The sequence below is a fragment of the Streptomyces sp. RLB3-17 genome, from assembly GCF_007113425.2.
In the GTDB taxonomy this organism is placed as follows: domain Bacteria; phylum Actinomycetota; class Actinomycetes; order Streptomycetales; family Streptomycetaceae; genus Streptomyces; species Streptomyces mirabilis_D.
This window is the reverse complement of record NZ_CP041610.2, coordinates 4,384,057-4,399,163: the sequence shown is the minus strand read 5'-3', so window position 1 is coordinate 4,399,163 and position 15,107 is coordinate 4,384,057. Positions and strand designations below refer to the sequence as shown.

The window sequence follows — 15,107 nt, the reverse complement described above, 5'->3', positions numbered from 1 at the left end:
CTCATGAGTGCGTCCCCAGAGGTACGGAGCCTGCGCGCGGCGGTGTTCGCCGTGCTGTGCGTGCTGCTGGCCGCCGGGGGGCACGGGCTCGCCACCGGTCAGGCGCCGCCGCTGTGGGCGGACGGCGCCGGGCTCCTCGCCGTCTTCTCGGCCGGCTGGCTGCTGGGCGGACGCGAACGCTCGCTCCTCGGGATCGGCGGCGGGATGCTGGCCGCCCAGGCCGGACTGCATCTCGCCTTCGAGGCGGCCGGCCCGCGGATGGCGATGGACATGCACGGCGCGCACATGGCGAACCCGGCAGGGCACGCCATGACACCGCACGCCACCGCCGCCCACGTGGTGGCCGCCCTCCTCGCGACCTGGTGGCTGCGGCGCGGTGAAGCCGCGTTCTGGTCCGTGCTGCGACGGGCCGCGGCGCTCGTACCGGGGCTCGCCGCCTGGTGGCGGGTGCGCGCGGGGTGGTCCGCCGTACCGACCCGGCCGGCCGTCGTACGCCGGACCGCGCGGGAACCCCGGCCGCTTCGGCAACTGCTGCTGCGCCACGCGGTCTCCCGTCGGGGACCGCCGGCAGGGCTCGCGTACACGCCCTGACCGCATCCCCACCAGTACGGAGTTCCGCCGATGTCCCCGATTCGCACCACCCTGCGCCGCGCCGGCCTTGTCGCAGCCCTCACCACCGCCGGTGTCCTGGCCGCCGCGGGCGCCGCCTTCGCGCATGTGACGGTCCACCCCGAGACCTACGCCAAGGGAGCCACGGACGGTGTTCTCACCTTCCGCGTCCCCAACGAGGAGGACACCGCTAGCACCACGAAGGTGCAGGTCTTCCTGCCGACGGACCACCCGGTCCTCGGCGTGCTCGTCACCCCTCAGGAGGGCTGGACGGCGCAGGTGACGACCACGAAGCTCAAGACCCCCGTCAAGACCGACGACGGCACCATCACCGAGGCCGTCTCGGAGATCACCTGGACCGGCGGCCGGATCCGGCACGGCCAGTACCAGGACTTCAACGTCGCCTTCGGGCAGCTGCCCGACGACACCGACCAGTTGAGCTTCAAGACCCTGCAGACCTACTCGGACGGCAACGTCGTCCGCTGGATCGAGGAGGCGAAGAAGGGCGCGGGCGAGCCGGAGAACCCGGCGCCGGTGCTCACCCTGACCGCCCAGGACGCGGGGAAGGGTTCCGACGGGACCTCGGACTCGGCGTCGGGCTCCGCCTCGTCGTCGAGCTCGGCGCCGGCCGCCGCGGCCGACTCGACGTCGAGCAGCGACTCCACGGCCCGTGGCCTGGGCATCGCCGGACTGGTCGTGGGCGTCCTGGGCCTGGCCGCGGCCGGCTACACCCTCGCGCGCGGCCGGGGTACCCGCTCCGAGTAGGCGAACGGCCTCTCACCGGTTCTCGCCGGTTCTCACCGGCTCCCATTGGCTCTCACCGGCCGATGACCACCCGCTGAGCGGTTGCCGTCCCGCCGACCTCGCCCTCCGTCGGCGGGACGGATTCCCCCACCAGCTCGCTCGTGAACACCGCGCGTCCGACGCGAGTTGAGCCGGCGCATGAGTGGGGGGTGAGAAATTTCCGTACCCTCCCATGAAGCCTGTTGCCCGGATGCGAGGATGAGCCCGCCATGACTGCTGGGTGGTGTTCTCGCACGGTACGGGCCGCGGTGTTCGCGGTCGTCTGTGTGCTGCTCGCCGCCCTGGGGCACGTGATGATGTCCGGCGGCACGGTGCCCTGGTGGGCGTTGGGCGCCTCGGGCGCGGTGATCGGCGGCGCGGGCTGGTGTCTGGCCGGCCGGGAACGCGGACTACCCCTGATCGTGTCCGCGGTGGTCGCTGCGCAGGCGGTACTCCACTCGGTGTTCTCGCTCGCGCAGTCGTCGGGCTCCCTCGGAGTGTGGGGAGCGGCGGCCTCGGTCTTCACCGGCCATGACATGAACTCCATGCCCACGGGTCCCATGCCCACGGGTCCCATGCCCACGGGTCCCATGCCCATGGGTTCTATGTCCCCGAACTCCCTGCCCATGGACTCGACGCGCATGGACGCCATGGACATGGGCGCCATGGATCACCTGGGTCACGCGGCGGACGGCACGTCGTCCTCCCTCGGCATGCTCGCCGCCCACCTGCTGGCCGCCCTGCTCTGCGGCCTCTGGCTCGCGCACGGAGAGCGCGCCGTCTTCCGTGTCCTGCGGGCCCTCGCCGGCCTGTTGGCAGCCCCGCTGCGGCTGCCGCTCGCGCTGCCCGCGCCGGTGAGCCGCCCGCGTCCGCGCGTCCGCCGCGACCGCTCCGCCCGCGCGCCGCGCCGGCTCCTTCTCGCCCACGCGATCACTTCTCGGGGTCCGCCCGCCGGGACCGCTGTCGTCTGAAGACAGCAGGTTCCCCGAGGCCGCCCCTGTGCGCCCCGGGCCTCGGCCGCACGCCCTCGCGCGGCCGGTTTCGCTCACCGGACCCTCGGGCCGCCCTCGCGCGCCGGGTCCGGATCCCGGATGACCCGAGAAGGACACCAGGTGACCACTCCTGCCCTGCCCACCTCACGTGACGCGTCGCTGACGGCCTGGGCGCTGGCCGCCCGCGCCGGTGACCCCGACGCCGTCGACCAGCTCGTGCGCGCCCTGCACCGCGACGTACGCCGTTACGTCACCTATCTGGGCGCGGACCCGCAGACCGCCGACGACCTGGCCCAGGACACCTTCCTGCGCGCCCTCGGCAGCCTGCACCGCTTCGAGGGCCGCTCCTCGGCCCGTACCTGGCTGCTGGCCATCGCGCGCCGGGCCGTGATCGACAGTTTCCGCACCGCGGCGGCCCGGCCCCGGCTGGCCGACTCCGACGACTGGCAGCTCGCCGCCGAACGCGCCCAGCCGCGCGGCCTGCCGGGCTTCGACGACGGCATCGCACTCGACGAACTGCTGGCCGAACTGCCCGAGGAGCGCCGCGAGGCCTTCGTGCTGACCCAGCTCCTCGGACTGCCGTACGCGGAGGCGGCCCTGGTGAGCGACTGCCCCATAGGTACGGTCCGCTCACGCGTGGCCCGTGCCCGCAGCGCCCTGATCGCCTCGCTGTCCGACGCCGAACGCTGTGGACTGCCCGAGCGGCGCGAGCTGGTCGGCGCGATGGCCTGACGGGCGCGGCCGGAAAGGGACGCGGCCCCGGTCGCCTGGGGGCGGGCCGGGGCCGCGTCTCACGGAGTCACCGTGCCGCGGTCACTCACTGTTGAGTTGCCAAGGTGCGGTGCCGCTGTGCTCAGTTCCGCGCCGGTGCCTTCTTCTTGCGGAGGAGGAACACCGCCGCGCCGCCGATCACGACCAGGGCGACGGCGATGCCCGCGATGATCGGGGTCGCGCCGGAGCCACCGGTCTCGGCGAGGTTGGTGCCCCCGGTGGAGTCCGCGCTCGCCAGGGCCGGGCTCGGCTCGCCGACGGTCTGGGTCGTGATGTCGCTCGCGCTGCCCTGTGTCTTGCAGTCGAGCATGCCGGTGAAGTGCTTCTCGAAACCGTTCGGACCCGTCAGCGTGAAGTCGTACGCCTGGTCCTCCTGCAGCGGGACCGTCACCGTCAGGGACTTGCCCGCGGCGACGGTGTGCTCGGCCCCCATCAGCTCGAAGGTGAACGGCGCGTCGCCCGTGACGGTCGCCATGACGTCCACGCCGCCCTTGGCGCAGTTCGTCGTGGCGGACAGCGCCGGTATCGCGCCTTCCTTGGCCCAGTTCGCGGTCGCCGTCGCGGAGACCGTCGACTCGCTGGAGCCCGCGAGGATCTGTGTCTGGCTGCGGGTCCCCGAGGCGAAGGCCCGGCCGACCGGCACGGTCGTCGACGCCTGCACGGTCAGCGCCGCCGAGCCGTCCGTGGCGTCCTTCGGCACGTCGAAGTAGAGCCGGCTGCCGTCCGTCGCCGAGGTGATCGCCTTGCCGTCCTTGCCGACGACCTTCACCCCACTGGCGGCGGCGTCCGCGGGCGGCGTCACCGTCACGCTGTCCGCGTCGGTGTGCACCGTGATCGGGCCGAGCCTCTCGCCGGCGTGCCCGGAGACCGCGGGCGGGTCGAGGGTCAGCGAGGCCTTGGGCTCCGCCACGTTCAGCGCGTTCTTCTGCAGGTAGTCGGCGAGCTTCTCCGCCTGCGGGTCCAGCGCGTCCACGTCGGCGCCGTCCGAGTACCGCCAGATGGCCACCTGGGTGCCGGCCGCCGCGTCCTGCTCGGTGAGGCCGTGCGCGCCGGCCATGTCGGCCAGCGCCGCGAGGTCGTTCACCTGTGGGTAGGAGTGCTGCAGGATCCAGCGGATCTTGCCGGCGTCCTTGTTGCCGTTCAGCGAGGTGCCGCTCCAGGAGGTCTCCTGGTACTGGGCGTCCCGCTGGGTCGGGTTGTGGAGGTCGATGCAGTACGTCTGCAGCATGCCGCCGCCGTCGACGGACATCTCGAACAGACCGGCGGACACCTGCTGGTCCACGCCGTTGTCGTGGACCACCGCGGCCCCGTACGTCTTCAGACCGCCGATGGTCGCGGTCGCGCCGCCCTGACTCCGCGGGGCATCGTCGGCGGCGGCCGCACCGGCGGTGGCCAACGCCCCCGCGGCGACGAGCCCCGACACCAACGTCGCGGCGGCGAGGCGAGCGGCCCCTCGCCTGCGCGCGGACCACGCAGAGAACGAAGAAAACACAGAATTCCCCTTCGAGCAGGACCCGTTGACATGGGGGGACGGTCCCGCCAGCAGAATCAGAAGCCCCGTGAGCTATGCCCGGCATCCTAAGGACGTGGGCGCACCGCGCTTCCCGGTCCTGCCGTCGGATAACCGATCCGAATCGGAATCGTTATCGGTCGGCGAGCCTGTGAGCTGCGCTTATCGACAAATCAATGGGGACTGTCCGGAACGGATTTGTCGATAAGCCGCAGTTCGGTCAGGTCGCCAGGCCTGGACGATTCCGCATCTGACGTCAGGTCACTCCGGCGGGTTCCGGCTGCTGTTGGGAGACGTCTAGGGAACGACTCTCCGGCTCCGTCTCCCAGTTGGGCTCGGGCCGGGGGGACGCGGTTGTGTCCCCTTCCTTGTTCGGGCGCCGGAAGGCCGAGGTGCCGCGCGAGAGGTCGTGGCCGATGGCCACCGCGTCGATGTCCGCCGACGTCCAGCTCTGTCCTTCGCGTACCTCGGTACGCACCTTCAACCTGCCCTGCACGATGACGGGATCGCCCACCGACAGCGATGCCCCCACGTTGGTGGCGAGCGCGCGGTTCGCCCACACGGTGAAGAAATTGGTGTGCCCGTCCGTCCAGGCGCTCTTCTCGCGGTCCCAGTACCGCGCCGTCACCGCCAGGCGGAACCTCGCCGACGCGCCGTTCGCCAAGTCTCGGTAGACCGGCTGTGTCGCCACGTTCCCCACCGCGCACACCATCGTCTCGTTCATGCCCGACCCCTCTCCCGTACGAATGCGTCTGTCGCGGCGCTCGCATGCGCTGCGATCGCCGCGAGTTCAGACTGCCTTCGTCGGGCCGGCCCCGCTGAGCCCTGTGTGCTACCGGCCGGTTGTGGACAACCGCGTCACCCGAAGGGTGGAGGCGCTTCAGCCCATGGAGTGCTTCCTCGTCATCCGACCGGCGCCGACGCCCCCGTGACCCGCCCGTACTGCTCCCGTACCTCCCGATATCGCAGCAACTCCGCCGCCACCGGATCGAGTACCCGCGCCCTCCCGCACCCGGCCGCTGCCTCGCGCAGTCGCCGTTCCGCTTCGAGCCCGTACCGCTTGGCCGGTCCGCGCGCCGCCATCCTGCTGCCCCACTCGACGGCGGGGCCGCCGATGATGCCGGCCAACATCAGCAGCACCGGCACCCCGAGGTTCGGCGCCATGAACCCGATGATCTGCCCCAGCAGCCACAGCCCGCCGACGATCTGAAGAATCGTCATCGAGACCTGTGCGAGCACGGCGGCCGGCCACCAACCGGGCCGCGGCGGCCGCCCCACCGGTGTCGTGGCGCGCGACGCCATCTCGTCCAGCGCCTCCGACAGCCCCTGCGCACCGCGCACGGCCGCCTCGCGCACCGCCTGCGCCCAGGGCGCGGGCAGCCCGCGGGCCGCCCGGTCCGCCACCGTACGCACCGCCTGTTCGACGCGCTGTCGGGCCGTGGCCTCCTCGTCCGCGGGTGCCCGTACCGACAGTCGGCCCGTCGTCGAGTCCCCCCGGCCCTGGACCCAGCGCCACAGCCGCAGCCAGGGGGTGCCGCACGCGCGGTTGGCGTTGCGGCGCCACGCGCGCTCGGCCGCCTGGCCGGCCGCCGTGGCGCCCACCGCGTCCGCGAGCCGGTCCGCGAACTCGTCGCGCGCCTCCTCGCTGAGCCCCGTACGCCGTCCGGTCGAGTAGACGGGACGCAGTCGCGCGGCGGCCGCGTCGAGATCGGCCGAAATTCGACGGGCGGCGGCGCCCCGCTCGGCCAGGAACTGGCCGAGCGACTCGCGCAGTTCGCCGATGCCGTCCCCGGTGAGCGCGGACAGCGCCATCACGGTCGCGCCCGGTTCGCCGTACTCGCCCAGTGCGATCCCGTCCTCGTCGAGCAGTCGTCGCAGATCGTCGAGGACCTGGTCGGCGGCCTCGCCGGGCAGCCGGTCCACCTGGTTGAGGACCACGAAGGTGACCTCCCCGTGGCCCGCCATGGGCCGCAGATACCGCTCATGGAGCATGGCGTCCGCGTACTTCTCGGGGTCGACGACCCAGATGACCGCGTCGACGAGCGCCAGGATGCGGTCCACCTGCTCCCGGTGCTGGACGGCCGCGGAGTCGTGGTCGGGCAGGTCGACCAGGACGAGGCCGCGCAGTTGCGCCTCCGCCTCCGGGCTCTGCAGGGGACGTCTGCGCAGTCGTCCCGGGATGCCGAGCCGGTCGATGAGGGTCGCCGCGCCGTCGCTCCAGCTGCACGCGATGGGCGCCGCGGTGGTGGGCCTGCGCACGCCCGTCTCCGAGATGGCCACCCCGGCGAGCGCGTTGAAGAGCTGCGACTTGCCGCTGCCGGTGGCTCCGGCGATGGCGACCACAGTGTGCTCACCGGACAGTTTGCGGCGCGCCGTCGCCTCGTCGAGGACCCGGCTCGCCTCGGCGAGCGTCCTGCTGTCCAGCCGGGTGCGCGACGACCCCACCAGCTCGCGGAGCGCGTCAAGGCGCGACCTCAGGGGTCCGTCGTACGCGAGCGGGAGCGGCGGGGCCTGTACGGCGGTCTTGGTCTCCAGGACCAGGGACGGGGCGTGTGTCTCCTGGCCGGGGGCCGTCTCGGACACGCGGCGGGCGATCAGCCCGTCGTCCCAGGCGGTCTCCGACTCGGCACGGGTACCGCCGTCGTCGGTCTTCACCCGTGGGTGCCCGGCGTCGTCCTTCACGCGTGTGTGCGCGCCGCCACGCGGGGCATCGAAGGCGACCTCCTGGGCCCGCTCGGCGTCCCCCGTCTCTGCCTCCTTCCCCGCCTTCGCTTCCGTCCCCGCCCCGGCTTCCCCCTCCGGCTGCGCCTTCGTCACGGACTCCAGGGGAGCCTCCCTCGCGGCCTCCCCGGCGGCGGGCTCGCCCTCCGCGGCCTCCGTGGCGAGGGCCTCCGGGGAGTCGGCCTCGGAACGAGCGGCTTCAGGGCGGCCGTTTTCGGAACTTCCCTGGTCGGACGCACCCCCGTGGTCGGACGCGTCGTGACCGGACATTCCGTGATCGGACGTGCCGTCTTCGGGGGAATCGTCTCCGGTGTGGTCGGCGTGATCCGTGTGGTCTGTGACGGCAGTCACCGCGGTCACCTCTCCTTCTGCAGTACGGACAGCGCGGCGATGAGTTCGGCCTGGGGCTCTGGGTGCACGTCGAGGGCGTCGAGCGGGGCGAGACGGCGCTCGCGCTCGGTGTGCAGGGCCCTGTCGAGGTACTCGGCAAGGAGGCGCCCGCCCCTCTCGCGCAGCCGCAGGGCGCCGTGCGCGCCGAGCCGCTCTGCGAGCCCCTCGCCCGCGTTGCGTGCCCTGTGGCCGCCCAGGAGCGCGGTGGCCACCAGCGCGGCGACGACCTCGGCGTCCGGTGCCACGCTCTTGTCGAGGCGGCCGACCTCGTCCTCGGCGTACTCCTCCAGGACCCGCCGCCAACGCCGTACGGACATCCCGATCCGGTGCTCGGCGCTCTCCAGCGTCGGATCACGGTCCGTCAGCCCTGGAGCATCCGAGGCCGGTTCGCGCCGCCAGGCGTCGTCCACGCGCTCGTCGGCGGCCGTGACGGCGCACAGCAGGAGTGCGGCCAGGCTCTCGACGAGCGAGTCGAGCAGTTCACCCGCGGTGCAGTCGAGCGGGTAGGCGCGCCACCGCTTGAGCGCGTCCCCGGAGAGCACGGCACCGGTTTGCAGACGCCCCTTCACGCGCGCGTGCTCGCTGTCGTACGCCCCGTCGACGGCGGCGGTGAGCCGCAGCGCGGCCGCGTACTGCGCGGCGGCCGCACCGGCGAGCTCAGGCATCCGGGCCTTGAGCGAGTCGAGGAGTCCTTGGGCCGTACGGGCCATCGTCGCGTGCCGGGCGCCGGGGTCCTGCGCCTGGTGGACGAGCCACGTGCGCAGCGGCGCGACGGCCGTGGCGGGCAGCAGGCCGCCGCCCCACGCGGACTCGGGCAGTTCCGGCACGGTGAAGCGGGGCACCTCGCCGAGCCCCGCCTTGGTGAGCAGGGCGCCGTACTGCCGCGAGACCTCGGACACCACCTGGTGGGGCACCCGGTCGAGAACGGTCACCAGGGTCGCCTTGTGCTCCTTGGCCGTACGCAGCAGGTGCCACGGCACGGCGTCGGCGTACCGCGCGGCCGTGGTCACCATGACCCAGATGTCGGCAGCGCAGATCAGTTCGGCGGCGAGTACGCGGTTGTCGGCGACCAGGGAGTCGATGTCGGGCGCGTCGAGCAGGGCGAGGCCCCGGGGGAGGGTGTCAGCGGTTTCGATACGCAGCACCCGTTCCCCGCGCTCCATGAGGGCCTGAAGGTCGTCGCCGGGTTCCTGGTGGGGCACCCACGCGCGCGTGAGGTCGGGCAGCACCCGCATTCCACTGAACCAGTGATGGTCCTCCGGATGGCACACCAGTACCGGCGTCCGGGTCGTCGGCCGCAAGACGCCGGCCTCGCTGACCCGGCGTCCGACGAGGGAGTTGACGAGAGTGGACTTCCCCGCTCCCGTCGACCCGCCGATCACGGCGAGAAGTGGTGCTTCGGGTTCCCTCAACCGGGGCACCAAATAGTCGTCTAGTTGTGCGAGCAGTTCGTCGCGATTGGCACGCGCGCGTGGAGCCCCCGCCAGGGGCAGCGGGAAGCGTGCGGCGGCGACACGGTCGCGCAGGGCGGAGAGTGCGTCGAGCAGCTGAGGCCGTACGTCCAAGGTCACCACATGCGAAGAATGCCCAATTTTGGAGGCTTTCTGAAGCATATGGCTATGTCTGCGCGCCGACAGGACACACGGGGCGGAAGGGACGACTGGGGCGCAGGCATAACGAGTGCACAACACCCGATGCGCGAGACGCCAAAAGCGGTGCACGATTCGTACCTGCCTGCGATTATCAGGACCGCTTCACTGAACCTCCACATTGAGCCACGGAGGCGAAGCGCCAGGGACAAGGACCCGGGAGCCCTATCCTTGTCCCCGGCAAGGTCACGGATCGGCCCACACCCGGGCACCACGAAACCGGCCACCACACCTGGCCCCCGTAGCTCAGTGGATAGAGCAGGCGCCTTCTAAGCGCTTGGCCGCAGGTTCGAGTCCTGCCGGGGGCGCCACTGAGAGCCCTCCCATCGGGAGGGCTTTTTTGCTGGTCCGGGGCGGTTTATCGAGCCTGGCGGAGTGGTTGCGCGGGGGCAGCTGGACCCCCTGGCGGAGTCGGGGACAGTCCGGCTGGAGCCGCTTTTGTCCGGTCTCTGGCGGGTGACCTTCCCGAAAACCTTCCGAAATCCGGGAAGCGGTCCCTCGGGGCGCTGTCGCCGGCCCATTCGGGGGCCCGGGCGGGTGGGATGTCGTTGCTGAGCCCGGTGGTCAGGCAGGTGTGGCGCAGGTCGTAGACGCGCCGGCCGACAAGTGGCTCGTATGCGTGCTCAGGCAGGACCGCCTCGCGGGCCTTGTTCCGAGCGCGCCGGAAGACCGGCCCGGCCCGCAGGCCGCCCTTCTCGCCGGGAGACAGGAGGTCGCCGGGCTGAAGACCGTCCCGCTTGATCAGATCGCGGAGGACGGCGACGAGCGCGGTGACCGAGGCAGGGGCGATACCAAGTCGTCACGCACTGTGCGGCCATCGTTCCCCCCGTCGCACTCTGCGCCGGCAGCGTCCGCGTGAGCGTCGTGTCCATCAGCGTTGCAGCGACAGCGAGTTCGCCGATCTGAAGCGTGCCGTCGACGTCAGCCGGATGCCGATCGGTGGCTACGTCGCCGAGTCGTCCCCGGCCGTCGCCCGCGCCGACGGTCCCACATCGGCGGTCGCGGACTGCCGGGCCGTGGCCACAACCGGACCTCGTGCAGCGGCTGCTGGGGCGGTTCGCGGCATCGATCGCCGAAGTGGACGCCGCCGTCGCCCAAGCAACCGCGGGGCGGTGAGCCGGTGATACCGGAGATCATCCCTGGTCGAGGGCCTCGTGCCACGCGCCGCCTGACTGGCTGCCTCTACGGCAAGGGCACCGCCTCCGAACACATCGATCCGCAACCGATGGCGCCCTGGGACGACTTCACCTCCCGACCCCAGCCCCGGCCGCAGCCCGCACCGCGTCCGAAGGCCCGATCCTGACCGATATCCAGTGGGCCGACATCGGCCGCCGCGACCACGACATCCGAGCCGTCCAACGAGAAGCCCGCAAGATCGAAATCGACTACGGGCTCCGGTAATTGAAGCCGGGCGACGGCACGGCAGCCAAGCGTCCCACCGGCAAGGAGCACTTCAAAGACAAGCGCCTGGGCCAGGACTCCACGTCCCGCGAGATCCTGCACGGCCTGGTGAAAGGGCAGTTGGCCGCACCTGGCGTAGCACTCGGCCTGCTCCCGCTCACCGTCCCGGCCGCGGCGCGGGCCAACTCGACCGAGCCGCCGTCGTCTTCGAGCGCGCCACTCGCTCCCGCATAGCCGCCGCCCGAGCCCGCGCCGTCGCCGCGCGCCGCAGCGTCCAGGAGATCGGTCTGTTCGGCTGCTGCCTCCTGTCGCGGGTGCTGACGGGTGCGGTACCAGTCCATCGCGTACGCGACCGCGGTGAGCGCGGCGTCCGGCAGCATCGCCGGCCTGGCATCGTCCTCGTGTCGTACTGGGTCCTTCCATGCGCATCCTGGGCAGGCGATGGCACGGGAGCGAACGCCGTCCTCAAGAGCCGGATGCAGGAACTCGGGCTCACGCAGGACGAATTGGTTGGACGTACATATGGATATGTCCGATGTCCCGCGTCGCCACCGGGATGAACGCACCAGTCGAAACCGACGACCGTCAGGGCGGGCATGCGAAGTTGGAGAAGGCAGCCATCAAGGGACACGACAGCGTTTTGGAATTGCAGCAGCGCAACGTCGGCGAACGCCCCCGCCGGGCCCTGTACGCACTGGCCGCCGAGTACTCCACCAGCGCGGCCTGGTCCTGCATCGACGCCCGCAACCTCGACCAGACGCAGCGGCACCTGAACGAATCCGCCACGTACGTCGGCCTCTCCCAGGACGGCCCGACCGAAACGCGGGTACGGGTCAACCTCTCGGGTCAACCTCTCTCGACGCTCGCCCACCAGCGTCGGAACGGGCCGGAAGCGCTCGCGGCGGCGCAGGCCTCGCAAGCCTCCTGGGCCGCTCGTCGTGACCCTTTCTTCGACTCGCCGGGGCACGTCCGTGCCGCCCTCGCCGTCCCGGCTCTCGGTGCCTCTCGGGATTGACTTCCGGATCAGCGGCGACCGGCCACTGAAGCGCACCAGGTAGAGGCGGGTGATCTTCGCGATGCCGCTGCGAGCCAGGAGCTGGGCTGAGCGATCCACAGATGCGGGGGCACCGCGAACAGGTCACCCGCTGCGACCGATCAGCTCGGCCGGAGTACCTTCGGCTCAAGCTACGACCTCGGAGCCGTTCCGTGCGGGTCCGTCCTGGACGGGACGCTGATCAGCAGCGGTTCCGTGCGAAGAGCCCGAACGTGGTGGCAGGAGCGAATCGTTCCCCCAGCGCCTGCAGCACTCCTGACTGCGTCGACCAGTAACGCTGCAGCTCCACGTCGTGAAACACCGGTGCCAGGAGTCCCTGTAGGGCCACCTCGTCCACTCCCTGGCGGACGACGTGATACTCCGACATGTCAGCCTCGTTCGTCTCGTCGTAGCGGCCGCGCAGGCGGCGCACCCTGGTGGCCAGGCCGCGGCGCAGTTCGCCCTGACCGAGCCTCCAAAGAAGATAAGCGCCGTGATCCAAATTCATGGAAAGTCCCGACCGGCGCGGGTACCACAAGGGGTCCTGAATGCTGAAGAAAACACCGCCGGGCTTGATGCGCTGAATGAGATGTTCGACGGCGCCCAGGTAGTCAGGGATGTGGTGAAGTACAGAGATGCACACCACGGCGTCGAGCGGCTCCGGGCGGAAGATTTCCTTTCCTTCGGAGTCGTGAATGACGGTGACGTGCGGATTGTTCCGGAAACGGTGCCGGAGAACCGCCGCGCTGGGGGCGCTCATCTCCGTCACCTCGACCGTCGCCCCGGCCGCCACCAGATGATCGGTGAAGGTTCCATGTCCGGCGCCGACCTCGAGGACCCGGCACTCGCCATTTCGCTCGATGACCTTACCCACCAGGTCGTGCACGCCTGAGATCACTCGCTCGCGGATGCGGTGATGCCGGATATGCGGAGAACCTTTCACATAATCATGACCATCGCCGTGGGCGCGTTCTTGAAGATGCCCAATTGTGGGCCTGGTCAAGGTTTCCGTCATGCGAGGACACTATTCCGGAGGCTGTCTTCACGGCCGGATCCACGGAGGTCGGGAGGCGTGATTCACGCATCCGGCCGTAAGCATCCCGCACCAACCCTTCGAGAAATATTCCGCAGTCCTTCGGGGATCTTCACGTGCCGCAACAGGAAGACGCGCTCCGGACCCCACTGGCTTGCACGCCAGACCACGCCACGGCATGGCATGGCACGCCACGGACGACCGATGCCGGTGCGGGCCGTCGGCTCTACGCGTCGCCCCCACGGCTGGTCGACAGCCGCGCCCAGTACGTGGCGGTGAGGGCGACGAATCGGGTGTTGCCCACCGCGTAGCGCAGGAACATGCGGCGCGGCTCCTGGACCAGCCGGTGGAACCATTCAAGGCCGGCGCGCCGCATCCATCGTGGTGCCCTGCTGCGGAGTCCCGCCACCACGTCGAAGGATCCGCCGACACCGACCACCAGGGCACAGCCCAGGTCCTTCTGCCGGCGGGCGAGGAAGTACTCCTTGCGTGGACTCGGCACGGCGAGGAACAGGATGTCCGGGCGGGTCTCACGGACGGCCGCCACCACCCGCGCCTCCTCGCTCTCGGCCCAGTAGCCGTCCCGGTGTCCGACGACCTCGACGCCCTGCCCGGCGGCGATGCGCGCGGTCTCCTCGACCACCTTCGCCTCAGCACCCAGGAGGTACACGCGGTACGCGTTGCGCGCGGCGCTGCGCCACAGCGCCAGCATGAAGTCGATGCCCGCCACGCGCTCGGGCAGCGGGCTTCCGAGGAGGCGGCCTGCCCACACGACCGACTGCCCGTCCGGGTTGACGAGCGAGCACGAGCGGATGATGCGCGCCAGTTCCGGGTCGTCGTGCGCCTGGACGACCTTGGCGGCGTTCAGCACGACGTGCTGGTGGGGGCCGCCGTCCGAGATCAGCGCCTCGGCGGCCGCCACCGACTCCTCCAGGGTGAGCGGGTGGACGGGGAGTCCGCACACCGTGACTGGCCGGCCCGGGCGGATCCGCTTGGCCGGAGCCTCCTCATCGTCCCACCGCTGCATACGCATACAGCGCCTCCCCAACTCGTCGATCTGCTGGAAGCCGGTCAGAAACTGGTGTCGCGCCAGAAGCCGACGAACGACTCCTCGACCCGTTGCGGTGCGTAGATGGGGCGAAGCTCCTCCCAGGCCCGTTGCTGACGCCGCCGGATGCTCTGAAGGTCGGCCACGCAGTTCTCGAGGAACGCGGTGACGGAGTCCGTGGTGCTCTCGATCCGCTCCACGCAACCGCGGCCGAAGAGTTCGGCGCTTCCCGGCGACGGCGTGGCAGCCACGGCGCAGCCGGCCTGCAGCGCTTCGATGATCACGAAGGGAAGTCCTTCGGCCCAACGGGACGGAAGGACGAAGACATCGGTCCGGGACCAGAAGGACGAGGCCCTTCCGGGGGCGAGCACGCCGAGGTCCTCGTCCACGGATGACATGTGGGCATCGGGTACGTCCAGGCGCATTCCCGCCGCTGAGAACTGGACATCGACGCCACGGTCCTTGAGTCGGCCGACCGCACGGCAGAGGACGTCGAAACCCTTGGCCCGGCACCTCGTGCCGAGCCAGCCGATGCGCAGCGCACGGGGGCGTGCGGGCCCGCGCCCCAACGTGCCAGCGGCTGGCGCCGGGTTGCGGACCACGGTCACCGATCGTGCACGGCACCTGCTGGTGCGAAGTTCTGTCGCAACGGTGTCGCTCAGCACTATCCAGTGCGCTCCGGCCAGTGCGGTGCGCAGCACACCGCTTGCGGCCAGCCGGGCCGGCAACTGCGCGCCGTGCAGGTGAAGTACCGGTGTACACCCCGTGACTCTGGCAAGCGTGATCACCAAGACGTCCCGGGCGAGGGGCAGGCCCCATTGCGAGATCGGCAGGTAGATGGCGTCCGGTGACCGCACGCTGAGCAGAGACGCGCATCTCCCCAAGACCGCCGCCGTGGCGCGGACCTTGGCTGTCCACGAGGCCTCGAACCTGTCCGACCCGGCACGGTCCGCACTCAGGGTGACGACGGCCACTACACGGCACTGGCGCTCGAGGAGCGGCGTGAAGAAGTCGGCGGCTCTGCCCATTCCACCGAGCTCCGAAGCGTGTCGGAAGACCAGGACCCGAGGGCACGAGTTCGGCGTACGCCGACGAAGAAACCGCACCGTCCTTGGAATCCCTTCGGTGGAACGAACGAAACTGAATGGAATGCATGACACCATTCAC

The 15,107-nt window shown here is 70.9% G+C and carries 13 protein-coding genes and 1 tRNA gene; 7 read left to right on the top strand and 7 right to left on the bottom strand.

Annotation, left to right across the window (positions count from 1 at the left end; genetic code table 11):
- The first annotated feature begins 3 nt into the window (after positions 1-3).
- The 4 genes from FNV62_RS20170 to FNV62_RS20155 all read left to right on the top strand — a co-directional run bounded on the left by FNV62_RS20170 (position 4) and on the right by FNV62_RS20155 (position 3,116).
- Complete coding sequence (locus tag FNV62_RS20170; protein WP_054231817.1) at positions 4-591, top strand: hypothetical protein; 588 nt, start codon at positions 4-6, stop codon at positions 589-591.
- A gap of 30 nt (positions 592-621) precedes the next feature.
- The gene (locus FNV62_RS20165; protein WP_143601692.1) at positions 622-1,374 is read left to right on the top strand and encodes a YcnI family protein; all 753 of its coding nucleotides are present in this window, start codon (positions 622-624) and stop codon (positions 1,372-1,374) included.
- A gap of 248 nt (positions 1,375-1,622) precedes the next feature.
- Positions 1,623-2,363, top strand: a complete 741-nt coding sequence (locus FNV62_RS20160; RefSeq protein ID WP_143601691.1) for a hypothetical protein — start codon at positions 1,623-1,625, stop codon at positions 2,361-2,363.
- A gap of 120 nt (positions 2,364-2,483) precedes the next feature.
- Positions 2,484-3,116: a sigma-70 family RNA polymerase sigma factor gene (locus FNV62_RS20155; RefSeq protein WP_143601690.1), complete on the top strand. Its 633-nt coding sequence runs from the start codon at positions 2,484-2,486 to the stop codon at positions 3,114-3,116.
- Positions 3,117-3,237: 121 nt separating this feature from the next.
- Here FNV62_RS20155 and FNV62_RS20150 read toward each other — a convergent pair whose 3' ends face one another.
- The 4 genes from FNV62_RS20150 to FNV62_RS20135 all read right to left on the bottom strand — a co-directional run bounded on the left by FNV62_RS20150 (position 3,238) and on the right by FNV62_RS20135 (position 9,350).
- A complete protein-coding gene (locus FNV62_RS20150) occupies positions 3,238-4,647 on the bottom strand; it encodes a Cys-Gln thioester bond-forming surface protein (protein ID WP_143601689.1) in 1,410 nt (469 codons plus the stop codon).
- Positions 4,648-4,921: 274 nt separating this feature from the next.
- A complete protein-coding gene (locus FNV62_RS20145; protein ID WP_060901942.1) occupies positions 4,922-5,389 on the bottom strand; it encodes a single-stranded DNA-binding protein in 468 nt (155 codons plus the stop codon).
- Positions 5,390-5,568: 179 nt separating this feature from the next.
- Positions 5,569-7,737 carry a YfjP family GTPase gene (locus FNV62_RS20140; protein ID WP_143601688.1) on the bottom strand — a complete coding sequence of 723 codons (2,169 nt, stop codon included), beginning with the start codon at positions 7,735-7,737 and terminating at the stop codon, positions 5,569-5,571.
- Positions 7,738-7,742: 5 nt separating this feature from the next.
- Positions 7,743-9,350, bottom strand: coding sequence for a dynamin family protein (locus FNV62_RS20135; protein WP_097284788.1), 1,608 nt, complete (start codon positions 9,348-9,350; stop codon positions 7,743-7,745).
- Between the two features lie 310 nt (positions 9,351-9,660).
- On the opposite strand from FNV62_RS20135, the gene FNV62_RS20130 reads away from it, so the two are divergent.
- The 3 genes from FNV62_RS20130 (at position 9,661) to FNV62_RS20120 (ending at position 11,841) form a co-directional block, all read left to right on the top strand.
- Positions 9,661-9,736, top strand: a tRNA-Arg gene (locus FNV62_RS20130).
- Between the two features lie 1,090 nt (positions 9,737-10,826).
- The gene (locus tag FNV62_RS57570) at positions 10,827-11,060 is read left to right on the top strand and encodes a hypothetical protein (RefSeq protein ID WP_248283045.1); all 234 of its coding nucleotides are present in this window, start codon (positions 10,827-10,829) and stop codon (positions 11,058-11,060) included.
- 301 nt (positions 11,061-11,361) lie between these two features.
- Entirely contained in the window at positions 11,362-11,841 is a 480-nt protein-coding gene (locus tag FNV62_RS20120) for a hypothetical protein (protein WP_164404778.1), read from the top strand.
- A gap of 220 nt (positions 11,842-12,061) precedes the next feature.
- On the opposite strand, the gene FNV62_RS20115 is transcribed toward FNV62_RS20120, so the two are convergent.
- The 3 genes from FNV62_RS20115 to FNV62_RS55715 form a co-directional block, all read right to left on the bottom strand.
- Complete coding sequence (locus FNV62_RS20115) at positions 12,062-12,874, bottom strand: class I SAM-dependent methyltransferase (RefSeq protein WP_143601680.1); 813 nt, start codon at positions 12,872-12,874, stop codon at positions 12,062-12,064.
- 244 nt (positions 12,875-13,118) lie between these two features.
- Positions 13,119-13,925: a WecB/TagA/CpsF family glycosyltransferase gene (locus tag FNV62_RS20110; RefSeq protein WP_205522256.1), complete on the bottom strand. Its 807-nt coding sequence runs from the start codon at positions 13,923-13,925 to the stop codon at positions 13,119-13,121.
- 38 nt (positions 13,926-13,963) lie between these two features.
- On the bottom strand, positions 13,964-14,968 hold the full coding sequence (locus FNV62_RS55715; RefSeq protein WP_225900311.1) for a glycosyltransferase family 4 protein: 1,005 nt from the start codon (positions 14,966-14,968) through the stop codon (positions 13,964-13,966).
- Between the last annotated feature and the right edge of the window lie 139 nt (positions 14,969-15,107).